This is a genomic window from Sphaerisporangium sp. TRM90804, assembly GCF_029846175.1.
GTDB lineage: Bacteria > Actinomycetota > Actinomycetes > Streptosporangiales > Streptosporangiaceae > Sphaerisporangium.
Window position 1 is genome coordinate 148,964 of record NZ_JARWAC010000009.1, and the last position, 21,565, is coordinate 170,528.

A 21,565-nucleotide genomic window follows, 5' to 3' on the forward strand; every position below is an offset into this window, starting at 1 on the left:
AGAGCGGGGAGCTTTTCGGGAAAGTTTACACCGGGTGTTCAACGATACCGTTGAAGGCATGGACATCAAGGACACCGCCCGGCCGCTCGACGGCGCGGGCGTCTCGGCGTTCCTGCGATCGCTTCCCGTAAAGCCGCTGCTGCTCGGCCTGGGCGAGGCCAGGCACTTCGTGGCGGAACTGGGCGAGCTGCGCAACGAGATCTTCCGGCACCTGGTCGAGCACGAGGGCTACCGGTCGTTCGCCATCGAGAGCGACTGCCTCATGGGCCTCGTGGTCGACGACTACGTCACGACGGGCGCGGGCAGCCTCGACGACGTCATGGAACGCGGTTTCAGCCACCGCTTCGGCACGTCGCCGGCCAACCGCGAGCTCGTGCGCTGGATGCGCGCGTACAACGAGGAGCATGACGACAAGCTCCGGTTCTTCGGGTTCGACGGCCCGCTGGAGTACTGGGCGGCGAGCCCGCGCCAGGCGCTCACCGCCCTCTGCGCCCTGCTCGACGGCCCCCTCCCCCACACCATGGAGACCCTCGACGCGCTGCTGGGCCCGGACGACCGGTGGTCGAACGAGGCCACGGTCATGGACCCGTCCCAGTCGATCGGCCGATCCGCCGACGCCGAGCGGCTGCGGCTGCTCGCCGACGACCTGGTGGCGCTGCTCGACACCCAGATGCCGCGGCTGAGCCCGAGGGACGCGGAGCGGGCGGCGCTGTACGGGCGCACCGCGGTCGGCCTGCTCCGCTACCACTCCTGGATGGCCGACACGTCCCCGGTGCGGATGATGCGGCTGTCGGCCCTGCGGGACGCGATGATGGCCGCCAACCTGCGTGCCGTCGCCGAGCAGGGCCCCGCCCTCATCTTCACCCACAACCTCCACCTGCAGCGGAACAAGAGCGTCATGCGGCTCGGCGACCAGCGGCTGGAGTGGTGGAGCGCGGGGGCGATCACCGAGGCCCACCTGGGCGACCGGTACGCCTTCCTGGCCTCCGCCTTCGGCACGGTCGGCGACGACCCCCCGCCCCCGGACACCGTCGAGGGCGTCCTGTCCACGCTCCCGTGGGACCACACTCTCATCGACGCCCGCCGCCTGGCCGAAGCCGTGACGAAGCCCGCCCCGCGCGTCTCCTCCGATTTCGCCTACTTCCCGCTGGACCCGGCCCATCTCGACACGATCGACGGCGTCGTCTTCCTCAAACACGCCGTCAGGCTGGAGTGACAGACCGTGGACGAAGGACCATGAGCGAGCCGAACGCCGGCGCGACCTCCCGCCGTGATCAGACCGCGGGGATCGTGCCTCGGCGGCTCGTCCGCAGCGATCTTCGTCAGCTTGATCGCGAACTATCTCTGGTCAGGAGTCAGGACGTGTCGGGTCCGGTCCCCGATCCAGGCCGCTTCGAGGATCGCGGTCAGGCTGGCGGTGTCGGTCGGGCCTGGATGGTTCTGGATCAGGCGGGTGACGCCACCGGCCATCTCCGCGAAGCGAGGGAGGTCGGCGCGTGCCACGCCGATGTCCGCCAAGGTGGTAGGGATGCCGATGTCGGCAAGGAGCCCGTCGAGCCAGGTGAGGAACGCATCCGCGGCCTCGGCGTCCGAGGCGTCGGTCACGTCGAGCCCGCACACCCCGGCGAGGATGGCCAACCGGTCGACGATGGCATCCCCGGCCGCGTCCAGCGCGTAGGGCAGCAGCAGCCCGACGCCCAGGCCGTGCGGCGTGTGGGTGGCTGCGCCGATGGGGTACTGGAGGGCGTGCGGAGCCGCGTTGCCCGCGTGGGAAAATGCGAGCCCGGCCAGCATGGACCCATAGGACATGTCCGCGCGCGCGTCCTTGTCGCCCCCGTCCCTGACGACACGGGGCAAGCTGCGGGCGATCCGCTCCGCGGCCAGGAGCGCGTAGTGATCGGTGATCGGGTTTCGGCCGAGGAAGACCTGCTCCACCGGGTCGCGCGGTCCGTGGGCCCGGGGTCGCGCGGTGTAGCTCTCCACCGCGTGACAGAACGCGTCGATGCCCGAGTGGGCGGTGACGGTCGCAGGGCAGCTGTAGGTGAGCTCTGGGTCGACGATGGCGAAGTCGGGCACGATGTGGACGCTGGAGACCCCCACCTTCAGCTCGCGGTCCGGGTCGGTCAGCACCGAGACGGGCGTGAGCTCGGAGCCGGTGCCTGACGTCGTCGGGACCGCGACGAGAGGAACCGTCGGCCCCGGCACCCTCGACTCGCCGTAGAAGTCGCGTGGCGTCCCACCGTGGCGCCGGATGACGCCGACGATTTTGGCGAGGTCGATCACCGTGCCACCCCCGACGGCAAGGATCACGTCGGCGTCCACCTCCGCGGCGACCGAGACGGCCAGGGCGACATCGGCGAGCGGCACGTCCGGAGTCGCGTCGGCGAACACCCCGACGACTTCGACCTTCTCCCGCACGGCGGCCACGATCTCGGCCACGCCCGGCTGCCCCAGAAGAACCCGGTCGGTCACGATGAGGACTCGCGAGCCACACTCGGCCACCACTCGTGGGATATTCTGCGCGACCCCTTCGCCCACTATCAGCTGGCGTGGTCCGCGGACGGTCTCAAGCATGTCAGTGCCTCTCTGGAACGTCGGCGGTGATCTGCTGGGCGGACGTCCGGGTCACCTGCGAGACCGGGACGGCGTCGGCAAGGGGCACCCGGAGCAGCGGCCCGGTCACGGTAGGTCGATCGCCGCGTAGGTGACGTCGAGGTACTCAAGGACCCCCTCGTGCGACCCCTCCTTGCCGATCCCCGACTGCTTCACGCCTCCGAACGGAGCCGACGGGTCCGAGATGAGACCACGGTTGACGCCGACCATGCCCGTCTCCAGCCCCTCGGTGAACCGGAGCGCCCGCTGGAGGTCACGGGTGAAGACGTATCCGACCAGGCCGTGCTCGGTGGCGTTGGCCTTCGCCATCACCTCGTCGTCGGACGTGAACGAGATGATCGGCGCCACCGGGCCGAAGATCTCCGCCTCCAGCATCCGCGCGTCTTCGGGCACGTCGACGAGGACCGTAGGCGGGTAGAAGTGGCCCGGCCCCTCCGGACGCTCGCCGCCCACCAGGACACGGGCGCCGCGATCGACCGCGTCGGCGACGAGCTCGTCGATCTTGGTGACCGAGGCCTCGTCGATCAACGCCCCGACGTCCACGCCGTCGTGGAGACCATGGCCCACCGAGAGCGCGCCCATCCGCTCGGCGAAGCGCGCCGTGAACTCCTCGCGCACCGGCTCCTCGACGTAGATTCGGTTGGCCGCGATGCAGGACTCCCCGATGTTGCGCATCTTGGCCACCATGGCGCCGTCGAGCGCGACGTCCAGGTCCGCGTCGGCACACACGATCAAGGCCGCGTTGCCGCCCAGTTCCATGGAGGTGCGCAGCACGTTGTCCGCGGCCTGTCGTAGCAGCACACGCCCGACCTCGGTCGACCCGGTGAACGAAAGCTTGCGGGTCCGACGGTCGGCCAGCAGTGCTGAGACCACCTCGCCGGCACGCTTGGTCGTCACGACGTTGACGACGCCCGGGGGAACGCCGACCTCCTCCATGATGCGGGCCAGGAACAGCATGGTGAGTGGCGTCTGGGCCGCCGGCTTGGTGATCGTCGTGCAGCCCGCCGCCAGCGCAGGAGCGATCTTGCGGGCACCCATGGCCAACGGAAAGTTCCAGGGCGTCACGAAGACGCACGGTCCGACCGGCTTCGGCACGGTGAGGATGCGATATCCACCGGCGGGAGCGGTGTTGTAGCGCCCCTCGACGCGCACCGCCTCCTCGGCGAACCAACGGAAGAACTCGGCGCCGTAGGCCACCTCTCCTCGAGCCTCGGCGAGCGGCTTGCCCATCTCGAGCGTTATCAGCCGGGCGACCTCCTCGGATCGCTCGGTCAGTGCCCGGTACGTCGCGGTCAACAACTCCGACCGTTTGCGCGGCGGGGTCGCCGCCCACTCCGCCATCGCCTTGCTCGCCACGTCCAGAGCGGCGAGCCCGTCAACGACGTCGGCGTCCGCCACCTCGGCGATGGTCTGGCCGGTGGCCGGGTCCTCGACGACAAAGGTGGCTCCGCCGGCGGCGTCGCGCCAGGCGTCGCCGATCCGGAGCCGCCGGTGCTCGGGGGCCAGGACGTTCATCGGGTCGCTCATCGCGTCGCCTCCTGTGATGTTCTTGGTGATGTCCGGCGCGACCTCGGCGATCGCGCCACACGCGTTGACGAACGGATCACACGGCCGCGTCGAGGTCGAGGTCGCCGAGCGGAGTCGAACGTGGCCTCGGCCCTGGCCGCAGGGCGACGCGCCGCGCCGCCGATCGCCTTCTCGGGCCGTGACCGCTTCGGCGTCGTCAGGTGCTCACCGGTGACGGTCCGCCGAGGCTCGATCGCCACGTGCGGGCGCATGTCGACGCCACCGCCCTGCGCGGCTACCTCCCGGCCTCGGACAGCGCCAGCCCGGTGCCCGCGTCGAACAGGTGCGCACGGTCCAGGTCGACCGTGACGAGCAGCCGCTCGCCCGGCGTACCGGTGACGCCGGGTCGTGCCTTGACCTTGAGGATCACCGTCCCCACTCGGACGTCGACCAGCGTTCGGTCACCGAGCGGCTCAAGGCCGTAGAGCTCACCCGGCAACGACGCGTTCCCACGCTGCTCGACGGACAGGTCCTCCGCGCGCAGTCCCAGCAGCAGCGGACGACCGTCTTCGGCCGTGGTCCAGCGGGGCCGCGGCAGCGACCAGCCTCCCGCCCCGACCAGACGATCTCCTTCGGCGTGGCAGGGAAGCAGGCTGATCGGCGGGCTCCCGACGAAGCCCGCGACCCACTGGTTGGCTGGACGCTCGTACACCTCGGCCGGCGTTCCGACCTGTTGCACCTTCCCCTCCTTGAGGACCGCGACCTGGTCGGCCATGGACAGGGCCTCGACCTGGTCGTTGGTCACGTAGACGAAGGTTCCCCCGAGGCTCCGGTGGATGCGGGTGAGCTCGGTGCGCATCTCGACGCGGAGCTTGAGGTCGAGGTTCGTCAGCGGCTCGTCCATGAGAAACGCGCGCGGGCGACGGACCAGCGCCCGGGCCAGGGCGACACGCTGCATCTCACCGCCCGACAACTGCGCGGGACGACGCTGCAGCAGACGTTCGATGTGCAGCAGGCTCGACATCCGCTCGACGGCGGCGGCGACCTCGCTCGAAGAACAGCGGCGTGCCCGCAGCGGCGAAGCGATGTTCTCGTACGCCGTGTGTCGCGGGTAGAGGGCGTAGCTCTGGAAGACCATGGCCAGGTCGCGTGCGGCCGGGGAGTCACCGGTCGCGTCCCTCCCGTCCAGCCGCACCGACCCGGCGTCAAGCTTCTCAAGGCCGGCGATCGCTCGCAGGGTCGTCGTCTTGCCCGCCCCGGAGGGCCCGAGCACGACGAAGAACGAGCCGTCCGGCACGTCCAGCGTCACCCCGTCCAGGGCCTGGACCTTACCGAAGGACTTGCACAGCCCGTGCACCGCCACGGTTCCCATCAGGCCACCAGCTCTTCCGTGCTCACGTCGTAGACCGGCGGGGGTCCGCCGGTGTGCCGCAGCCCGACCGGTGCGTCAGCGGCGAAACGGACCGTCGGTGGCATCCGAACCCGCACGTCGCGCTGGTCGCCGTGGTCGACCACGTAGATGATCTCGTCGCCCAGCCACTCCGCCGAGACCACGCGGGCCGGGACCGAACGCTCCGCCCCTGGTTCCGTGACTTCCAGCGCCTCCGGCCGGACGCCCGCGACCAGGGAACGGTCGCGCGGCAGGTTCGGCGGCGGCGTGAGGACCAGCCCGCTCTTACCGCGCAGCTCCCCGTCGGCCACCTCCACCTCGATCAGGTTCATCGGCGGGGAGCCGATGAACGCGGCGCAGAAGAGACTCGCCGGACGGTCGTAGACCTCCAGCGGCGTGCCGATCTGCTCGACGCGGCCCTTGTTGAGGATGGCGATCCTGTGGCCGAGCGACATCGCCTCGACCTGGTCGTGGGTGACGTAGACCATCGTCGTCCCCAGCTCCCCCTGCAGGTGCTTGATCTCCGTGCGCATGTCCGCCCTCAGCTCCGCGTCCAGATTGGTGAGAGGTTCGTCCATGAGGAACGCGCGCGGGCGTCGCACCAGGGCGCGAGCAAGCGCGACGCGCTGCTGCTCCCCGCCGGACAGCCGGTGCGGTCGCCGGTCCAGGAGCGGGCCGAGCCGCATCAGCCGGGCGGCCTCGTCGACCCGCTCGCGCACCTCCGGCTTGGGCAGTCCCTCGGCCCGCAGGGGGAACGCCAGGTTGTCGCGGGTTCTCAGATGCGGGTAGAGAGCGTAGAACTGGAACACCATGGCGATGTCGCGCTCGGCGGGCGGCAGGTCGTTGACCAGCGTGTCGCCGATGCGGATGTCGCCCGTCGTCTGCCTCTCCAGGCCGGCTATCGCCCGCAGCGTGGTCGTCTTGCCGCAACCCGAAGGGCCGAGCATCACGAACAGCTCGCCGTCGCCGATGGCCAGGTCCACGTGGTCGACCGCGACCGTCCCGTCCGGGTAGCGCTTGTGCAGGGCGGTCACCTCGATGCCCGCCATCAGCGTCGCACCGCCCCGAGCGTCACGCCGGCGACGAGGTGCTTGCGCACCAGGTAGGCGAAGACGAGCACCGGCAGGGCGAACACCACGGAGGCGGCGGCCACGAGACCCCAGTCCACGGTGGTTCCGCCGATGAGCCCGGCGATGGCGGGCGGGGCCGTCCGCACGGTGTCGCTGGAGGTGAGGAAGATGGCGAACACGAACTCGTTCCACGAGAAGATGAGCGCGAAGACCGCCGTCGCGGCGATGCCGGGCAGCAGCAGGGGAAGGGTGAATCGCCAGAACGCCTGCAAGCGGGTGTAGCCGTCGAGCATGGCGGCATCCTCGTACTCCGCGGGCACCTCGTCGACGAACCCCTTCATCATCCAGATCGTGAACGGGACGTTGAACGCGGTGTAGATGAGGATCAGGCCGAGCTTGGTGTCGATGAGTCCGACCTGGCGGTACATGAGGAAGATCGGGATCACGACCACCACGGGCGGCATGAAGCGGGTGGACAGGATGAAGAACAGCTGGTCCTTCTTGGCCTTCACGGCGAAGCGTGAGTAGGCCCAGGCCGCCGGGACCCCCAGCACGGTGGCCAGCACCGTGGAGACCCCGGCGACCACGACGGAGTTGAGGAACGAGACGGACAAGGCCGAGCGACCGCCGCCGGAGGCGAAGAACACGTCCTTGAAATGGTCCATCGTGACCTTGAAGTCGAAGAACTTGGCCGGGATGGCGTAGACGTCCCGGTTCTCCTTGATGGACGTCTCGATCATCCACAGCACCGGAAAGAGCATCACGACGGCCAGCACGGCCAGCAGCGCGACCTCCAGCACGGAGCGGCCCCGGCCGCCGAAGCGGCGCGCGGGGGGCGTGTGATCCCGGACAGGACCTGTGGACACGGCCTCGCCGACGGAGACGGCCATCAGTCCTCCTTGAGCTTGTTCAAGTAGCGCAGGTAGAGCTGCGTGAGGACGAGGACGACGAGGACCATGAGGATTCCGTACGCCGAGGCGGTTCCGGTGTTGAAGCCCAGGAACGCCACCTTGTAGACGTGGAACGACAACGTCTCGGTGGAGACCCCCGGACCTCCGCTGGTGAGGATGTAGACGAGGTCGAACAGCCGGAAGGCCTCGATGGCCCTGAACAACACGGCGATGAGGAGCAGCGGCCACACCAGCGGAAGAGTGATGGTGCGGAACCGGAACCACTCGGACGCCCGGTCGATCGCGGCGGCCTCGTACAGGTACTTGGGGACCGCGGTGAGGCCCGCGAGTGCGATGAGCATGATGAACGGCGTCCATTGCCAGGTGTCGACGACGATCAGGGAGATCAGTGCCGTTCGCTGCCGGGTGAGCCACTCCACCTGCTCCAGGCCGAGCGAGCCGAGCATGCTGTTGATCACGCCGAACTGCGCGTCGAGCATGAATCGCCAGAACAGCCCGACCACGACCGGCGACAGCATCATCGGAACCAGGAACAGAGTGGTCAGCAGTCCTCGCCCGTGCGTGCGCCGTGAGATCAGGTAGGCGATGGCGAAACCGAGCACGGTCTGCAGGGTGACCGCGCCGACCACGTAGATCAACGTGGTCAGGGCCCTCTGGTGGACCTGCGCCGAGGTCAGGATGGCGGTGTAGTTCTCGAACCCGACGAAATGGGCGGGCCCCCCGCGGGTGGCCGAGTAGTCGGTGAAAGACAGGTACAACGCCCACAGCAACGGGAACACCGACATCGCGAGCAGCAGCAGCAACGCGGGGGAGGTGAAGGCCACGGTGAGCCAGCGGTCGCTCAAGCGGCTGGACCGACCCGGTGCAGGCGGCGTCGCGGACGCCACCTGCCCGGGGTGCTCGGTCGTCAGAGAGACGGGGTCACTCACAGCCCGCCGCCGCCCTTTCGGCCGCTGGAGTCGAGCACGCCCTGCTGCTCCTTGGCGATGTCGTCGAGCGCGTCCTTCGGCTTCTTCGCGCCGTTGAGAGCCGCGTTCACGTTGGTGTTCTCGATGTCGACGAGGCGCGCGTACTCGGGCACATTCCACATGTCCCGCATCCGCGGCACCGAGTCGGTGTACACCTGGTTGAACGGCCCGGCATTGAGGAACTCGGGCGACTCCAGGGCGTCCGTACGCGAGGGCACGCCACCAGCCGCGGCCCACTTCTTCTGGATGTCAGCCCGCTCGAACCACTTCATGAAGTTCAGGGCCTCCGCCTGGTTCGGCTCGGAGGAGTAGGCCGACACGTGCATCCCCATGCCGCCGAGAGGCACCAGGTTCGTCTTCTGGCTCGGCAGGGTGGCGAAACCCAGCTTGTCGAGAATCTGCTCCCGCGTGGTGCCGAGCGTCGACTGCTTCGGGTCGAGCAGGCCGCCGCTCGCGGCGATCCAGTTGAACGCGATGCATGCCTTGCCCTGGGCGACCGCCGCGTTCACCTCGTCGATGAACCAGTTGCCGGAGCCCGTGGCGGTCAGCGGCTTCATCTTGTTGACCAGGACGTCCATCGCCTCCTGGCCCGCTGCGTCGTTGAGGACGCCGTCGATCTTGCGCGTCTTGGGGTCCCAGAGGTTGCCACCGTAGACGCCGTTGACCGTGTTGTAGGTCACGGCCGCGGCGTCGGAGCCGTTGGCCTGGTGGAAAGCCAGCCCGCTGACGCCGGGGTTGTCCGCCTGGCACTTCTCGGCGACCGAGATCATCTCGTCCCAGGTCTGCGGCGGCTCGTCGCCGATCAGGTCCTTGCGGTAGATCATCGTCCAGGTGTCGCCGAGCAGCGGCAGTCCGTACAGGCTGGCGTTCTCGTCGCGCTTGCCGGTCTCCGCCTGGGGGAACTGGCCATAGGCCGCCAGGAGGTACGGGTTGTAGGCCTTGACGTCGATGTTCTTCTTGACGAAGTCGGTGATGTCGAGGATGTTGCCGTTCGTCACGGCCTCGCCGATGTGTTGCGAGTCCAGGATCGGGATGTCGAAGTCGGTCTTGCGCGCTGCGAACTGGGTGAATATCGCGTCGTGCCAGTTCGCGTTCGGCACGGTGTTGACCTTGATGGTCACGTTCGACCGCTCCTTGGCGTACTCCGCGTTCGCGAAGGTCTCCAGCGCGTGGGCGGGGGGCCAGTCGAACCAGATGAAGCTGAGGGTCAGCGGGTCCTTGGTGAGCTCCGGGATGGTCGCCGGCGCCTTGGGGGCGCTCGCCTTCTCGCCGTCGTCCTGGCCGCAGGCCGCCATGGTCGTGGCCACCAACATGGCCGCCGTCGCCAGCCGCACCGTTCGCCGGGGAACGGACAGTCGCCCTACTCGCTTCGGATACCGCATCTTCGTGCCTGCTTTCTGGGTGGGGACCTCTGGAGCCTTGCTGCGTGCTTCGCCGAGCAGTTGCTGGGTTGTTCAGGCGTGTTGCCGGCTGTCGCAGGGGCTGACCCGCAGACCGGCGTCACGAGTACGCCGCGACGTGATGGGGCTTCAAGCAGTCGAGAAGTCCTTCGGTCCTTGTGCGGCCCGGTGGCGAATCGAGTAGGACGTCGAGCATGCTCACGGGAGCTCCAACTGATCGAAGCGGAGCGATGGCGGGCGGTTCCGCGATGGGTGCAGGATGGCTGGCATCCGCCACCTTTCCTATACGATCCGAGTGGGGGCGTCAACATCCCGCAGCGTTGCGATCGATCTCAACAGGCTCCCGAAGACGCAGGAAAGGACCTCACGTCACGATGGACGACGAAGCGATGATCGCGCGGCGCCGTGGGGCCATGACGGGCGGAACGCCGCCGGGAAGATCTCGCGGCCGGCTTGCCGACGAGGTGTACGACACGCTGCTCGGACAGCTGATGTCGCTACGGATCGAGCCTGGCTCCCGCGTCACGATCGACGTCCTGGCGCGAGAGCTGGGGGTCTCGCAGACGCCGATCCGAGACGCTCTGAACCGCATGGAGGCCGAGGGCCTGGTCGTGCGTGTGCCCCATGCCGGCTATCGCATCCCCCCCCAGATCACTCGTCACCGATTCGAGGACATGCTTGAGATCCGCCTGCTCCTCGAACCGGCGGCGGCGCGCAGATCCGCCGAACGCGCGTCCTCGAAGCAGGTGGCCGGTATGCGACGAATGCTGGAGGAGATGGCGGAGCTGGAGGGGGGCGACGGGCCCATGGCCTATGGCGCCTTCGGGCTACGCGACGCCGCTTTCCACGATCTCGTCGCCCTGAGCGCGGGGAACCAGGTCATCCGCGAAGCGCTCGCTCGCCTGCACACGCACGTGCACCTGTTCCGGCTTCTCCACGACACCCAGGTCACTCACCTGGCCATGGCCGAGCACGAAGAAGTCCTGGCCGCGATCGCCGCGCGCGACCCCGAGGCCGCCGCCTACGCCATGCGCCGGCACATCCTGCTGTCCGGTGAGCGGTTCCGGCGATTGTTCGACGAGGCCGAGGGCGCGGACGGAATGGCGGTGAAGGCTTGACGGGCGGGCTGGGCCGGGGAATGCTAACTCAATCGGATCGGATCCGATTGGATCGGATCCACTTCACCCGCTCCCGATGCGAGGAGAAGTAGGTGCCCAGAGCGCTGCTCCTGACCGGCGACGCCGCCGAGGAGCTCGACACCATGTATCCCTACTATCGCGTGCAGGAGGGCGGCTGGGACGTCGACGTCTCGTCACGGACGATGCGTGACGTTCAGCTGGTCATCCACGAGTTCGACCCCAACTCCGACGCCTACGTGGAGAAGAACGGCCGAAAGCTGCCGGTCGACGTGCCCTGGGCCGAGGTCGACGTCGAGCGCTATGACGCCCTCATCATCCCCGGGGGACGTGCCCCCGAGTGGATCCGGGTCGACGCCGACGTCAGGCGCATCACCGAGCACTTCTTCGCGCGCGACCTCCCGATCGCGCTGGTGTGCCACGGCGCGCAGGTGCCGGCTGTGTACGGGCTGCTGAAGGGTCGGAAGACGGCGTGCTTCCCCCCCATCACCGGTGACATGGAGAACGCGGGCGCGACGGTCATCGACGCTCCCGACGTCGTGGACGGCAACCTCGTCTCCTGCCGGGGGTGGCCCGACATGCCGCAGTTCGGCAGGGCGATGATGGAGGTCTTCTCGAAGTCCACCAACTCCGCATCGGCATGAGCACGCCTGACCCGTCTCGGTGACGGCACTTCGGACCGTCACCGTCGACGGCTCCCCCGTCCACGTCCTGGAGAGCGGCACCGGTCCCGCGGTGCTGATGCTGCACGGCTCCGGACCCGGTACGACCGGATCCGGCGCCTGGGGGGCGACGGCACAGGCGCTGGGCACGTCCTGGCACCTGGTGGCTCCCGACCAGGCGGGATTCGGCCGCACACCGATACCCGCGGGCTCCAGGGGCGGGCTCCGGCTGTGGACGGAGCAGGCCGCGGGCCTGATGGATGCTCTCGGTGCCGAGTACTACGCCGTGGTGGGCCACTCCATGGGCGGTGCCGTGGCGCTGGCGTTGGCGGCCGCGCGCCCCCGGCAGGTCACCCGTGTCGTGGCGGTGTCGACGATGGGCGCCCCCGGGGCGTCGCTGTCCGCCGAGCTCGACGCGATCTGGGCCGCCCCCGCCGGCCCGCTCGGGGCACGAGACATGTTGAGTCGCCTCGTCCTCGACCAGGCGCTCGTGACCGAGTCGGCCGTCGCCGCCCGTGCGGCCGCGATGCGAGCGGGGGCTGCCGCGTTCGCGTCGTTGTTCCCGCCACCAAGGGCACGCTGGGCCGACGAGCTCACCCTCTCGGCGCAGACGCTGGCGGGGATCCGCGCGCCCGTGCTGCTCGTCCACGGCGCCGAGGACCGAGTCACCCCGCTCGCGACGGCGGCCCTGCCCCTGCTCGACCACCTGGCCGATGTCCGTCTGCACGTGCTCGGCCGATGCGGGCACGTGCCGGCGCTCGAGCACCCGCACGACTTCAGCCGACTCCTGTCGTGCTTCCTCGGCCGGGAACGAGGTCACTGATCGCCGCGACGGGTCCGCAGCCCGCGTTCAAGCAGATCAGCATGAAGCAGGCGTGATCCGCGCAGAAGCCGGCGCCCTCCCCGAGACTCGAACCATGACGAGGCGGTGGCCGAGGTCATCGCTCGACATGGTCGCATCGACTTCCTCCTGAACAACGCCGGACGTAGCCACGTCGGTGCCGTGGAGGAAAACCGGCGAGGCCGAGCAGCGGGCCCTGGTCGAGGTCCACTTCTCCGGCCCCGCCGCGCCGACCTGCGCCGCCCTTCCCCACCTGCGGGAACCGGCCGCGCCCAGCTCCGGTTACCGCAGGCCCAGGAGAGTTCCGTTTCGATGCTGATCAGCACTGGATTCGGCGCATTGGCGAGGCGTACCACAAGGTGAGCAATGCCATTAAATGGACATATCTACTTAGGGACCCCCTGTCGAGCAAGGAGCTATATATTGGCTTATAGGCCTCACGTATGGGAGATCTGTAATCGCCCACCGATAGCCACGGGCTCGTTCTCCAAGGAGGATGGCGAATGTCCCTACGCGTCTTTGGCGGTTATTGATCATGAATTGGTGGACCGAGGAGGAGCTGGCGCACGGTTGGCACAGCGCGTCTCGCCTGCGGCAGTCTTTGCTGGCCGGATACCCGATGCCTCAGCTACCGCCACAGACCATACGGCTTCTGCCTGGCGAGATCCTGCATGGAGATACCCATCTGCACCATGAGGTGTGGTACGGCATGGACGTCGCATATACGCACTCGACGATCGCCTTCGGTGGGCCGATGCTGTTCGCGGCCGGCCTGCTGGCAAGCGCGGCCGGGAATGCTCGCCGACGACGCCAAGCCGAGGCCCTGGGCGCTCAGCAATGGCGGTTCCAGGGAAACAACCGCACCATGCTGACAAACCACCGAGTCATGGCATTCGCTTCGGACCGGTGGGTCACTTGGACACACCAAGCCGTCGTGGAGCTGTGGCCGGCCCCCCAGAACTTCACCTTCACCCTGGTCTTCAACGGCACGGACCCGCTCCGCCTCACGGGTCCCGGCGCGCCATGGTTCAGCGTTCTCCTCGCTTTTCAACTCTATGGTCCTGCGTTTCTTGCAGAACGATCCGAATTTCAAAGCCTGGGGGGAACCCCCGCACCGTCGCCTGGACACGGCCGCGCGGTAGAAGGCAAGCGGGAACGCGGAACCTGAGGCATAGCACGGTGAGGAAGGTGACCTCTCCGCACCGCTCTGTAGCCCCTGTATGGGACGGGTACCGTTGGGTGGGGATGTCGACCAGGTGATCCCGGCGGGGACGATCCGTACGGCTTGGGCGGAACTGCGGCGATGTGGATCCTGGGCCGGCTCGCGGGAGCGTTCGGCGAGCAGGACTTCGTCGGCTGGTCTTCCGCGGATGCGCGGCGTGGCTTGTCTCCGGTGGTGGTGGCGCTGTTCGGCATGTTGCAGGTCGCGGAGAACCTGACCGATCGACAGGCGGCGCCGGCGGTGCGGTGCCGGTCGGCCGGAATGACTGCCTCAAGTCGGAGCCGGCGGATCCGAGGTTCGGCGACTCCGTGCTTTCGGAGTTCCGGGAGCGGGTGCCCGAGCCGATCGAGCGGACCGCGATGCTTTAGTTCCGCGACAATCGGGGTTCGTGCTACCGGTCGCGGCCGGTGGCGTTGAGTTCCGCGGTGACGGCGCGTTCGCGCAGGTGGGCCGATTCGGTGCGCAGGGTCTCGTTCTGGGCTCGCAGGTCGGCGACCCTGGCGCGCTCCACCTCCAGCAGGGCGGCCAGGCGGTCGCGGTCGGCGGTCGCCGCGCGCTCGCGTTCACGGGACTCGGCGGTCTCCGCCGAGGCCTTCCGCTCGGCGGCGTGCACGCGGGTGGCCGCGTCGCGTTCGGCCGTCGCCGCCCGGGCCAGGGACTGCGCGGCCTCGGCCGAGGCGCGTGCCGCCTCGCCCACCGCTTCGGCGCGCGCCTGCTCGGCGGCCTCGGCCCGGGCGTGCGCCCGGCCGCGTTCGGCCTCGGCCGCCTGGGCACGGGCGATGGCCCCGGCCGCGGCCTGCTCGGCCTCCACGCGGGCGCGGCGCGCCAGCTCGGCCTCGGTGCGCGCGGTGTCGCGCTCCCGGGACGCCTGCTCGGCGATCCGTTCGGCCGACGCGGCCTCGGCCCGCGCCTCCCGCGTCTCGGACGCGGCGGCCTCCACCCGCTCGTTCATCTGCCGCACCGCCTGGTCGCGGGCCGTCTCGGCGCGGGTGGCGCGCCGGCCGGCCTCGTCGGCGACCTGCTTGGAACGGCGTTCGGTGGCCGCCGCCTCCCGCAGCGCGGCCAGCGCCTGCTCGCGCGCGGTCTCGGCGTCCGACAGCGCGGTGTCGCGTTCGGCGAGCGCCTCGCGCATCTGCCGGCGCATGTCCTCCCGCTCCCCGCGGGCGTGCTCGGCGGCCTCCCGCGCGAGCCGCACCTGCTCGAACGCCTGCTCCCTTTCGATGCGCGCGATGGCCACCCGGGTGTGCGCCTCGGCCTGCACCGCGCTGAGCTTGGCCTCGACCCCGGCCGGGCTGAGCTCCTCGGCCAGCACGTGCGCCAGCGGCTCGATGGCCGCGGCCAGCCCCTTCTCCATGCGCTCGTACAGCTCCTCGGCCCGGGCCAGCGCCCCTTCCAGCCCGGGCGTGGCCCGCCGCAGCTCGCGGTCCTTCTTCGCGGCGGCCTGACAGTCCCCCTGCGCGCAGTACTCCTTGGGCCTGCCCCGCCCCCCGCGCCGCTCGATCACCGCCCCACAGTGCTTGCACACGCTGACGCCGGCCCGCGACCCCTCCGCCTCGCCCGCGCCACTCCCGCCCCCGTCACCCGGCCCGGCCGCCACCCCGCTTTCCGCCCGAGCCCCCATCGCCCCCGCCGTCCTCGGCACCTCGTCAGCCACGCCCCGCAGCGTAGCATTTTCTAATTTCCAGAAATTGAAAATCAGAAAAAGTGATCCGTTGTGCGTGGCGGATCATCGGTAACTACCGGGAAGGAGACTTCCCGCAAGTTATCTCGGCGCGGGTGGTCCATCCCCGCCCCGGCCTGCCTCTCGCCGAGGTGTGGACGATCGTGGACAGGCTCGCGAATGGACGGCAGGTGGAGATCCGGCCGCTCAACCTCGTACCAGGCGATCGGCTGGACCGGCGAGTGACCGGAGCCGTCCGAGCGGCGCAAGTGAGCCGCTCACCGATCCGCGCGCCCAGGCGGACGTTCCCGATCCCCTTCCCGGTGGGCCCCGGCGCTGTCAGGAGGGCGCGGATCGGTCGGGCAGTCCTGTCGCCTGGCGCAGCCGGGTGAACTCCGCCGCCAGGGCGGCGGGCGGGAAGTGAGCGTTGCGGCCGCTGGGGTTGGGCAGTATCCATACCCGGGCTCCGCCGATCGTGCCGGCCTGGGCTCCGAGGCGCGCCTGAGGCGCGCCGAACGCGGCGCGGTATCCGCTGACGCCGAGAAAGGCCGCCCATCGGGGAGAGAGGGTGCGCAGGCGCCGCGTCAGGTCGCGTCCCCCGTCGGCCAGTTCGCGCGGCGTGAGCTGGGCGGCCCGGGAGGTGGGCCGGCGCACGATGCTGGTGATGCCCAGTCCCAGGTCCAGCAGGTCTCGTTCCCGCTGTGGACGCAGGACGACCGGGGTGAAGCCGGAGGCGTGCAGGGCCGGCCAGAACCGGTTGCCAGGGGTCGCGAAGCTGTGACCGGCCGCGACGGAGAGCGGCGCGGGATTGATGCCGACGAAGACGACGGTCAGCTTCTCGGCGAGGACGTCCGCCAGCCCTTCGGCGGGGACGTCCGCCATCTCTTGGTCACTCATGTTCTCAGCAGACCCCCGGCTCCGCGTGATCAGAACAGCGTCGCCTGTCGCGGCGGTTCCGGCTCACCGCGTCGGCGTGGGCCGTCACCGCGAGCGTGGCCCTTCTTCGGGGAAGTCCTCGCGGAGCAGCTCCAGGCCCATCGTGGTGGGAAGGGCGGCGAGCTCGCCTCCGGCGAGCTTGGCGGCGGCCGCGCGCAGGGCGCTCAGGCTGTGCAGGTAGGGAGCGACGCCCAGACTGATGCGGCGGGCGCCGGCCTGCTGGACGTCGCCGATGGTGAAGTCGCCGGACGACCATCCCATGAGCACGTTGACGGGCTTGGGCGCGACCGCCCTGACGACGGCGGCGACGGCTTCCAGGTCGGGCAGGTAGGGAGCGAAGAGCACATCGGCGCCGGCCTCGGCGAAGGCGGTCAGGCGGCGGATGGTGTCGTCGAGGTCGGGCCGGCCCTGGATGAAGTTGTCGGTGCGACCGGTCAGCACGATCTGTCCCCGAGCCGCCCTGGCGGCGTGGCGGACGCGCTCCACGGCCTCGTCGAAGTCGCGGATGGGATGGCCGGGGTCGGCGGAGGTGTCCTCGATGCCGATGCCGGACAGGCCCGCGGTGATGGCGGCCTTGACGGTCGCGGCGACGTCGTCGGGAGTGTCGCCGTAGCCGTCCTCGAAGTCGCCGTTGACGGGCAGCCCGCTCGTCCGGCCGAGCAGTCGCGCGTGCTCGATGTGCTCGTCGCGGCTGATCGCGTGGCGGCCGTCGAGACGTCCGAGGGTGGCGGCGAAAGCGGCCGAAGAGGTGGCGACTGCCTTGAAGCCCGCCTCGGCGAACACCGCGGCCGACAGCCCGTCGAAGGCGTTCGGCATGACGAAGACCTCGTTCTGCTCGTGCAGGGCGGCGAAGGCCTCGTAGCGCTCGCGCGAGATGTTGCCAGACATGGGTGTGTCCTCTCGACATGGACGGTGTCGTGCCGACCGTCTTCGTTTCCGCCCGACGATCCGCCGGTCAGTCTCGCTCAGCATTCACGCGGGTCAGGAGTGCGAACTTTCCGCACTCTGGGCTACACAGCCCAGTTAATCGGACACGGATTGGGCTGTCAAACCCAAAACGGGGTAGGCTCTGTGCCATGGGCGCTGAAAGGGCCGATGCGAAGTTCACGGCCAAGGGACTCGCGGCCAGGGCGCGCATCGTCGAGCACGCGGCCGAGCTGATCTACACCCATGGCGTGCACGGCACGAGCAACGATCTGCTGCGTAAGGCGTCGGGCGTGAGTGGATCCCAGCTCGCCCATTACTTTCCGGACAAGGAAAGCCTCGTGCTCGCGGTGATCGAGTGGCAGGCGGAGAGAATCCTCACCCTGCACACCGGGTCGAGCTTCGCGGGGTTCGACACCATCGACGCCCTGCGAGAGTGGGCCGCGTTCTACGTCTCCCATGAGCGTGTGTGTCAGGAGGGCTGCACGCTGGGGTCACTCGCGGCCGAGATCGTCAAGGCCGATCTCGACGTCCGCGACCGGATCGCCCACGACTTCGACCGCTGGAAGGACGTCCTGCGTGCCGGTCTCGCTCGCATGCGCGACCGTGGCCGGCTCCGCGGCGACGCCGACCCCGCGGAGCTGGCGAACCTGCTGCTGGCCGCCATGCAGGGCGGCATGCTGCTCGCTCAGATCGAACGCGACGTCACCCCGCTGCGTGACGCCTTGAGCGCTGCCATCGATCACGTGCAGTCCTTCGAGGCGAAGCAGGCGTCGCCCCCTGCGTGATCCGGGGTTGAGAAACCGGCGGGTCGCGACACCGCGCCTGCCCGATCCTGGGAGCCGATCGGATGTCGCAGCCCCTCCTCCGCGTTGAGCTCCACAGCGACACTTTCCCAAGATCAGCTCACGCCGCTCATCGCACGCCTGGCGGGCAGCGGTGAGCTGCGACCGGCACGGCGACAGCCCGGGTGTCGCCCTCTCCGAGCGCGGACGCACCGCCCCGCATCTGACGAGCTGGGCGCCTCACTGGTCGTCGAGGAAGAGTTCCTCGATCGTCAGGTCGAACAGCTTGGCGAGACGGAAGGCGACCGGGAGGCTCGGGTCGAACTTGTCCGTCTCGATCGCGTTGATCGTCTGCCTGGACACGCCGACGCGCTGAGCCAGGTCGGCCTGCGTCCAGGCGCGTTCGGCCCGGAGGTCCCTGATGCGGTTCTTCATCGGTATCGGATCTTGCCGACGAGGACGGCGAACATGTAGATGACCCCCATGAACACGGGGAGGACCGCTATGTCGACGTCGTAGGCGACGAGGCCGGCGGCGTCCCCGACGACGTAGGCGAATCCGGCGACCCATCCCGCTCCGAGGGCGACCGCCAGCGCGTCCTGAATGATCTTCCGTTCCAACTCATCCTGTCCACGGAGAAAGCGCGCGAAGGCGACGATCCATCCGATGCCAACGACAAGATTGGCGGCGACCGCGACCCAGCTCGCCACCGTTTGCCGCGAATCCCACAGGTGGCCGGGACCGAACCTGGCCAACGCGAGGGTCGCCACCCAGGCGAGGGTCCAGAGGGCGAGTAGGACGGTGGTCCTGATCGATTCCCGATAGGCCCCGGTCACGTCGTGTGCCTGCATGGGCTTCCCTTTCTGGGGGAGAAGTCAAGTACACTTGACACACTAGGGTGCGCGCCTCGCCATGTCAAGCACACTTGACACCGGCCGGATCGACGCAGGTCCCGGGGGCGCGGCACCGCTGTGGGTTCACCGGCGGAGCAGGCGGGGTCCGGCGTCGGGCCCGGCCGAGGACGCAGAACGCGTCGCCCTCAGGGCCGGCCGGAACCCGCCGCCGACCCTGGTGAGCCGGCGGTCGAGACCGCCGAGTCGGACGGACGGCCGAAGCAGATCACGACCGCCGCTCGCCTGCGGTGCCGCCGGGCGAGATCAGGCCGGTCTCGTAGGCGACCACCACGGCCTGGACTCGGTCGCGCAGGCCGAGCTTGGACAGGATGCGCGCGACGTGGGTCTTCACCGTGGCGACGCTGAGGGTCAGCCGGTCGGCGAGTTCGGCGTTGCTCAGTCCGGTGGCGAGCAGGCGCAGCACGTCCAGTTCCCGGGGCGTGAGCTGGGACAGGTCGCGGTGGAGGGCGGGCTTGGCGTCGTCGCGGCGGGCGAAGCGTTCGACCAGGCGGCGGGTGATGGTTGGGGCGAGCAGGGCGTCGCCGGAGCGCACCAGGCGTACCGCGGCCACCAGGTGTTCGGGGGTGACGTCCTTGAGCAGGAACCCGCTCGCGCCCGCGGCGAGCGCGGCGTAGACGTAGTGGTCGAGGTCGTAGGTGGTCAGGATCAGTACGCGGGTCTCCTCGGCGCCGCCCGCGAGGATCCTCCGGGTGGCTTCGAGGCCGTCCATCCGCGGCATCCGGATGTCCATGAGCACGACGTCGGGCCTGGTACGGCGCACCGCGTCGACGGCTTCGCCCCCGTCGGCGGCCTCGGCCGCCACCTCGATGCCGTCGGCGGCGAGGATCATGCGAAAGCCCGTGCGTACCAGCGCCTGGTCGTCGGCGATGACGGCGCGCAACCGCTCGGTCATGCGGACCTCCACGGGACGCCGGCCCTGATCCGGAAGCCGCCCTCGGCCGTCCGTCCGGCCTCCAGGGTCCCGCCGTAGACGGCGAGCCGCTCGCGCAACCCGATCAGTCCCCTGCCGTCGCCGGCCCGCTGTCCGGTGCTCCGCGCTCCGCCGGTGTCGACGACCTCGATCTCCAGCCGGTCGCCGTCATGACCGATCGTCACGGACGCGGCGGCCCCGGCCGCGTGCTTGATCGTGTTGGTGAGGGCCTCCTGCACGACGCGGTAGACGGCGAGGTCGATCCCGGGAGGCAGCGGCCCGGGCGGCGACACCTCCACGCTCACCGGCACGCCGGCGGCGCGGACCCGTTCCACCAGGGCTTCGAGCTGGTCGAGCCCGGGTTGGGGTTCGAGCCCGTCGGATGGCCCGTCGAGGCGCTCGCCGCCCGGACCGGCGAGCAGGCCCATGACATGGCGCAGTTCGGCCATGGCGGCCCGGCCGCCGGACTCGATCGCGAGCAGAGCCTGCTTCGACTGGTCCGGCTCCACGTCCATGACCTTGCGGGCCGCGCCGGCCTGGATCACCATCACGCTGACATTGTGGGTCACCACATCGTGCAGCTCGGCCGCGATCCGGGAGCGCTCCTCCGCGACGGCCCTGCGCATGGCGTCCGCCTGCGCCTGCTGCAGCTCGGCGAGCCGATGCCGGCTGGCTCCGAGCTGTCGCCGCCAGAAACGGACGAAGCTCCCGAAGACGCCGACGCTCAGCAGGACGACGAACGGCCCCATCCAGTTCGGCAGCCCGGGCGCGACGTCCCGGAACGCGCCGCCGGCGAGTCCGGCCGCGAGCACGAGGCCGCCCATCGCCAGGAATCGGTTGCGGCTGTAGGCGGCGACGCCGTACGCGGCGACGGCGCAGGTCAGCACGGTGATCCAGGTGGCGCCCGCGTGGGTGGCCAACGCCGCGCCCAGCACCACCCAGAAGGTGATGAGCGGGTAGCGGCGCCGCGCCGCCAGCGGCAACGCCGTCAGCGCCACGAGGAACACGGGCGGATCCTCGGACTGAGGCTGGACTGGCGCGTCGCCGGACGGGTCGTCGGCGGGTGCGGACGGGGTGCTGGACGGAACGCCGGGAGATGGCGGGCCGGCCGGGGGATCCGGCGTCGACGAGAGATCCGGCGTATCCGGCATGTCCGGGGAATCTGGGAGGTCGGGCATATCTGGCATATCCGGGTGATCCGGCATGGAGGGGAGATCGGGCAGGTCCGGAGCGGGCGGCGAGGGGGCGGGGCGAAGCCGCAGGTACTCGATCACCTCGGGCTGGTCCGCGATGGGGCCGATCACCGGATATCTCGCCGAGACGGTCACCGCGACGACCGTCAGGACGAGCGCGGCCACCACGTCGGCGACGAGTGCTCCGCGAGACGTCCTCGGGGTCACGTCGTCACTCGGCTCCGGCGTGTCCCGGTCGCCGCGCCGGTCCGGGTGGTCCTCGCCCAGCCGGCTGCCCAGGTCGAGTACGCGCCGCCACCACGCCGGCCGTTGACCGATCTTCACCGGCACATTGTCACGCCATGCCCGTCCCTGCCGCATCGGCCGCTGTGACGGCGCGCATGGTCCGCGGGAGTACACCGCAGGGATGACCCGGTGACACCTCGTTCCCGGGAGGTACGCGATCTCGGTACGGCGGCCGACGCGCGCCGGCGAGGGCAGCTCATAGTTTCGTTCCCGCCATCACGGCGCTCCGGAGCCGCGAC

Annotated in this window: 20 protein-coding genes; 6 read left to right on the top strand and 14 right to left on the bottom strand. The window is 69.8% G+C overall.

All coding sequences use genetic code 11. The annotated features are described in order from the left end of the window. Positions 1–58: 58 nt before the first annotated feature. Positions 59–1,216, top strand: a complete 1,158-nt coding sequence (locus PYR91_RS11395) for an erythromycin esterase family protein (protein WP_279779549.1) — start codon at positions 59–61, stop codon at positions 1,214–1,216. 122 nt (positions 1,217–1,338) lie between these two features. Here PYR91_RS11395 and PYR91_RS11400 read toward each other — a convergent pair whose 3' ends face one another. From PYR91_RS11400 to PYR91_RS11430, 7 genes are all read right to left on the bottom strand, one after another. Continuing rightward, the gene (locus tag PYR91_RS11400) at positions 1,339–2,574 is read right to left on the bottom strand and encodes an iron-containing alcohol dehydrogenase (protein ID WP_279779550.1); all 1,236 of its coding nucleotides are present in this window, start codon (positions 2,572–2,574) and stop codon (positions 1,339–1,341) included. 105 nt (positions 2,575–2,679) lie between these two features. Beyond that, a complete protein-coding gene (locus PYR91_RS11405) occupies positions 2,680–4,140 on the bottom strand; it encodes an NAD-dependent succinate-semialdehyde dehydrogenase (protein ID WP_279779551.1) in 1,461 nt (486 codons plus the stop codon). Between the two features lie 274 nt (positions 4,141–4,414). Then, positions 4,415–5,491 (bottom strand): ABC transporter ATP-binding protein, encoded by a 1,077-nt coding sequence (locus PYR91_RS11410; protein ID WP_279779553.1) that lies wholly within the window; start codon positions 5,489–5,491, stop codon positions 4,415–4,417. Next, positions 5,491–6,558, bottom strand: coding sequence for an ATP-binding cassette domain-containing protein (locus PYR91_RS11415; RefSeq protein WP_279779554.1), 1,068 nt, complete (start codon positions 6,556–6,558; stop codon positions 5,491–5,493). The genes PYR91_RS11410 and PYR91_RS11415 overlap by 1 nt, the downstream gene beginning before the upstream one ends. Then, complete coding sequence (locus PYR91_RS11420; RefSeq protein WP_279779555.1) at positions 6,558–7,469, bottom strand: carbohydrate ABC transporter permease; 912 nt, start codon at positions 7,467–7,469, stop codon at positions 6,558–6,560. Before PYR91_RS11420 ends, PYR91_RS11415 begins: the two co-directional genes overlap by 1 nt. Next, entirely contained in the window at positions 7,469–8,335 is an 867-nt protein-coding gene (locus tag PYR91_RS11425) for a sugar ABC transporter permease (protein WP_279779556.1), read from the bottom strand. The genes PYR91_RS11420 and PYR91_RS11425 overlap by 1 nt, the downstream gene beginning before the upstream one ends. A gap of 80 nt (positions 8,336–8,415) precedes the next feature. After that, the gene (locus PYR91_RS11430) at positions 8,416–9,792 is read right to left on the bottom strand and encodes an extracellular solute-binding protein (RefSeq protein WP_279779557.1); all 1,377 of its coding nucleotides are present in this window, start codon (positions 9,790–9,792) and stop codon (positions 8,416–8,418) included. Between the two features lie 440 nt (positions 9,793–10,232). Here PYR91_RS11430 and PYR91_RS11435 point away from each other — a divergent pair, with 440 nt between their 5' ends. From PYR91_RS11435 to PYR91_RS11450, 4 genes are all read left to right on the top strand, one after another. Then, positions 10,233–10,976, top strand: a complete 744-nt coding sequence (locus PYR91_RS11435; protein ID WP_279779558.1) for a GntR family transcriptional regulator — start codon at positions 10,233–10,235, stop codon at positions 10,974–10,976. A 92-nt stretch (positions 10,977–11,068) separates the two neighbouring features. After that, positions 11,069–11,638, top strand: coding sequence for a DJ-1/PfpI family protein (locus tag PYR91_RS11440; RefSeq protein WP_279779559.1), 570 nt, complete (start codon positions 11,069–11,071; stop codon positions 11,636–11,638). A 19-nt stretch (positions 11,639–11,657) separates the two neighbouring features. Then, positions 11,658–12,479 carry an alpha/beta hydrolase gene (locus tag PYR91_RS11445; protein WP_279779560.1) on the top strand — a complete coding sequence of 274 codons (822 nt, stop codon included), beginning with the start codon at positions 11,658–11,660 and terminating at the stop codon, positions 12,477–12,479. Between the two features lie 727 nt (positions 12,480–13,206). Next, complete coding sequence (locus tag PYR91_RS11450) at positions 13,207–13,665, top strand: hypothetical protein (RefSeq protein WP_279779562.1); 459 nt, start codon at positions 13,207–13,209, stop codon at positions 13,663–13,665. Positions 13,666–14,110: 445 nt separating this feature from the next. Here the strand turns inward: PYR91_RS11450 and PYR91_RS11455 are convergent, their stop codons facing one another. The 3 genes from PYR91_RS11455 to PYR91_RS11465 all read right to left on the bottom strand — a co-directional run bounded on the left by PYR91_RS11455 (position 14,111) and on the right by PYR91_RS11465 (position 17,203). Next, positions 14,111–15,373, bottom strand: coding sequence for a hypothetical protein (locus PYR91_RS11455; protein WP_279779564.1), 1,263 nt, complete (start codon positions 15,371–15,373; stop codon positions 14,111–14,113). 345 nt (positions 15,374–15,718) lie between these two features. Continuing rightward, positions 15,719–16,276 carry a mismatch-specific DNA-glycosylase gene (locus PYR91_RS11460; RefSeq protein WP_279779565.1) on the bottom strand — a complete coding sequence of 186 codons (558 nt, stop codon included), beginning with the start codon at positions 16,274–16,276 and terminating at the stop codon, positions 15,719–15,721. Positions 16,277–16,360: 84 nt separating this feature from the next. Beyond that, on the bottom strand, positions 16,361–17,203 hold the full coding sequence (locus tag PYR91_RS11465; RefSeq protein WP_279779566.1) for an isocitrate lyase/phosphoenolpyruvate mutase family protein: 843 nt from the start codon (positions 17,201–17,203) through the stop codon (positions 16,361–16,363). A gap of 188 nt (positions 17,204–17,391) precedes the next feature. Between PYR91_RS11465 and PYR91_RS11470 the strand changes: the two genes are divergently transcribed. Beyond that, positions 17,392–18,027: a TetR/AcrR family transcriptional regulator gene (locus tag PYR91_RS11470; protein WP_279779567.1), complete on the top strand. Its 636-nt coding sequence runs from the start codon at positions 17,392–17,394 to the stop codon at positions 18,025–18,027. 237 nt (positions 18,028–18,264) lie between these two features. On the opposite strand, the gene PYR91_RS11475 is transcribed toward PYR91_RS11470, so the two are convergent. The 4 genes from PYR91_RS11475 to PYR91_RS11490 form a co-directional block, all read right to left on the bottom strand. Next, on the bottom strand, positions 18,265–18,459 hold the full coding sequence (locus PYR91_RS11475) for a helix-turn-helix transcriptional regulator (protein ID WP_279779568.1): 195 nt from the start codon (positions 18,457–18,459) through the stop codon (positions 18,265–18,267). Then, a complete protein-coding gene (locus PYR91_RS11480) occupies positions 18,456–18,875 on the bottom strand; it encodes a hypothetical protein (protein ID WP_279779569.1) in 420 nt (139 codons plus the stop codon). Before PYR91_RS11480 ends, PYR91_RS11475 begins: the two co-directional genes overlap by 4 nt. Positions 18,876–19,143: 268 nt before the next feature. Further along, positions 19,144–19,830: a response regulator transcription factor gene (locus PYR91_RS11485; protein ID WP_279779570.1), complete on the bottom strand. Its 687-nt coding sequence runs from the start codon at positions 19,828–19,830 to the stop codon at positions 19,144–19,146. After that, complete coding sequence (locus tag PYR91_RS11490; RefSeq protein ID WP_279779571.1) at positions 19,827–21,365, bottom strand: histidine kinase; 1,539 nt, start codon at positions 21,363–21,365, stop codon at positions 19,827–19,829. The genes PYR91_RS11485 and PYR91_RS11490 overlap by 4 nt, the downstream gene beginning before the upstream one ends. Between the last annotated feature and the right edge of the window lie 200 nt (positions 21,366–21,565).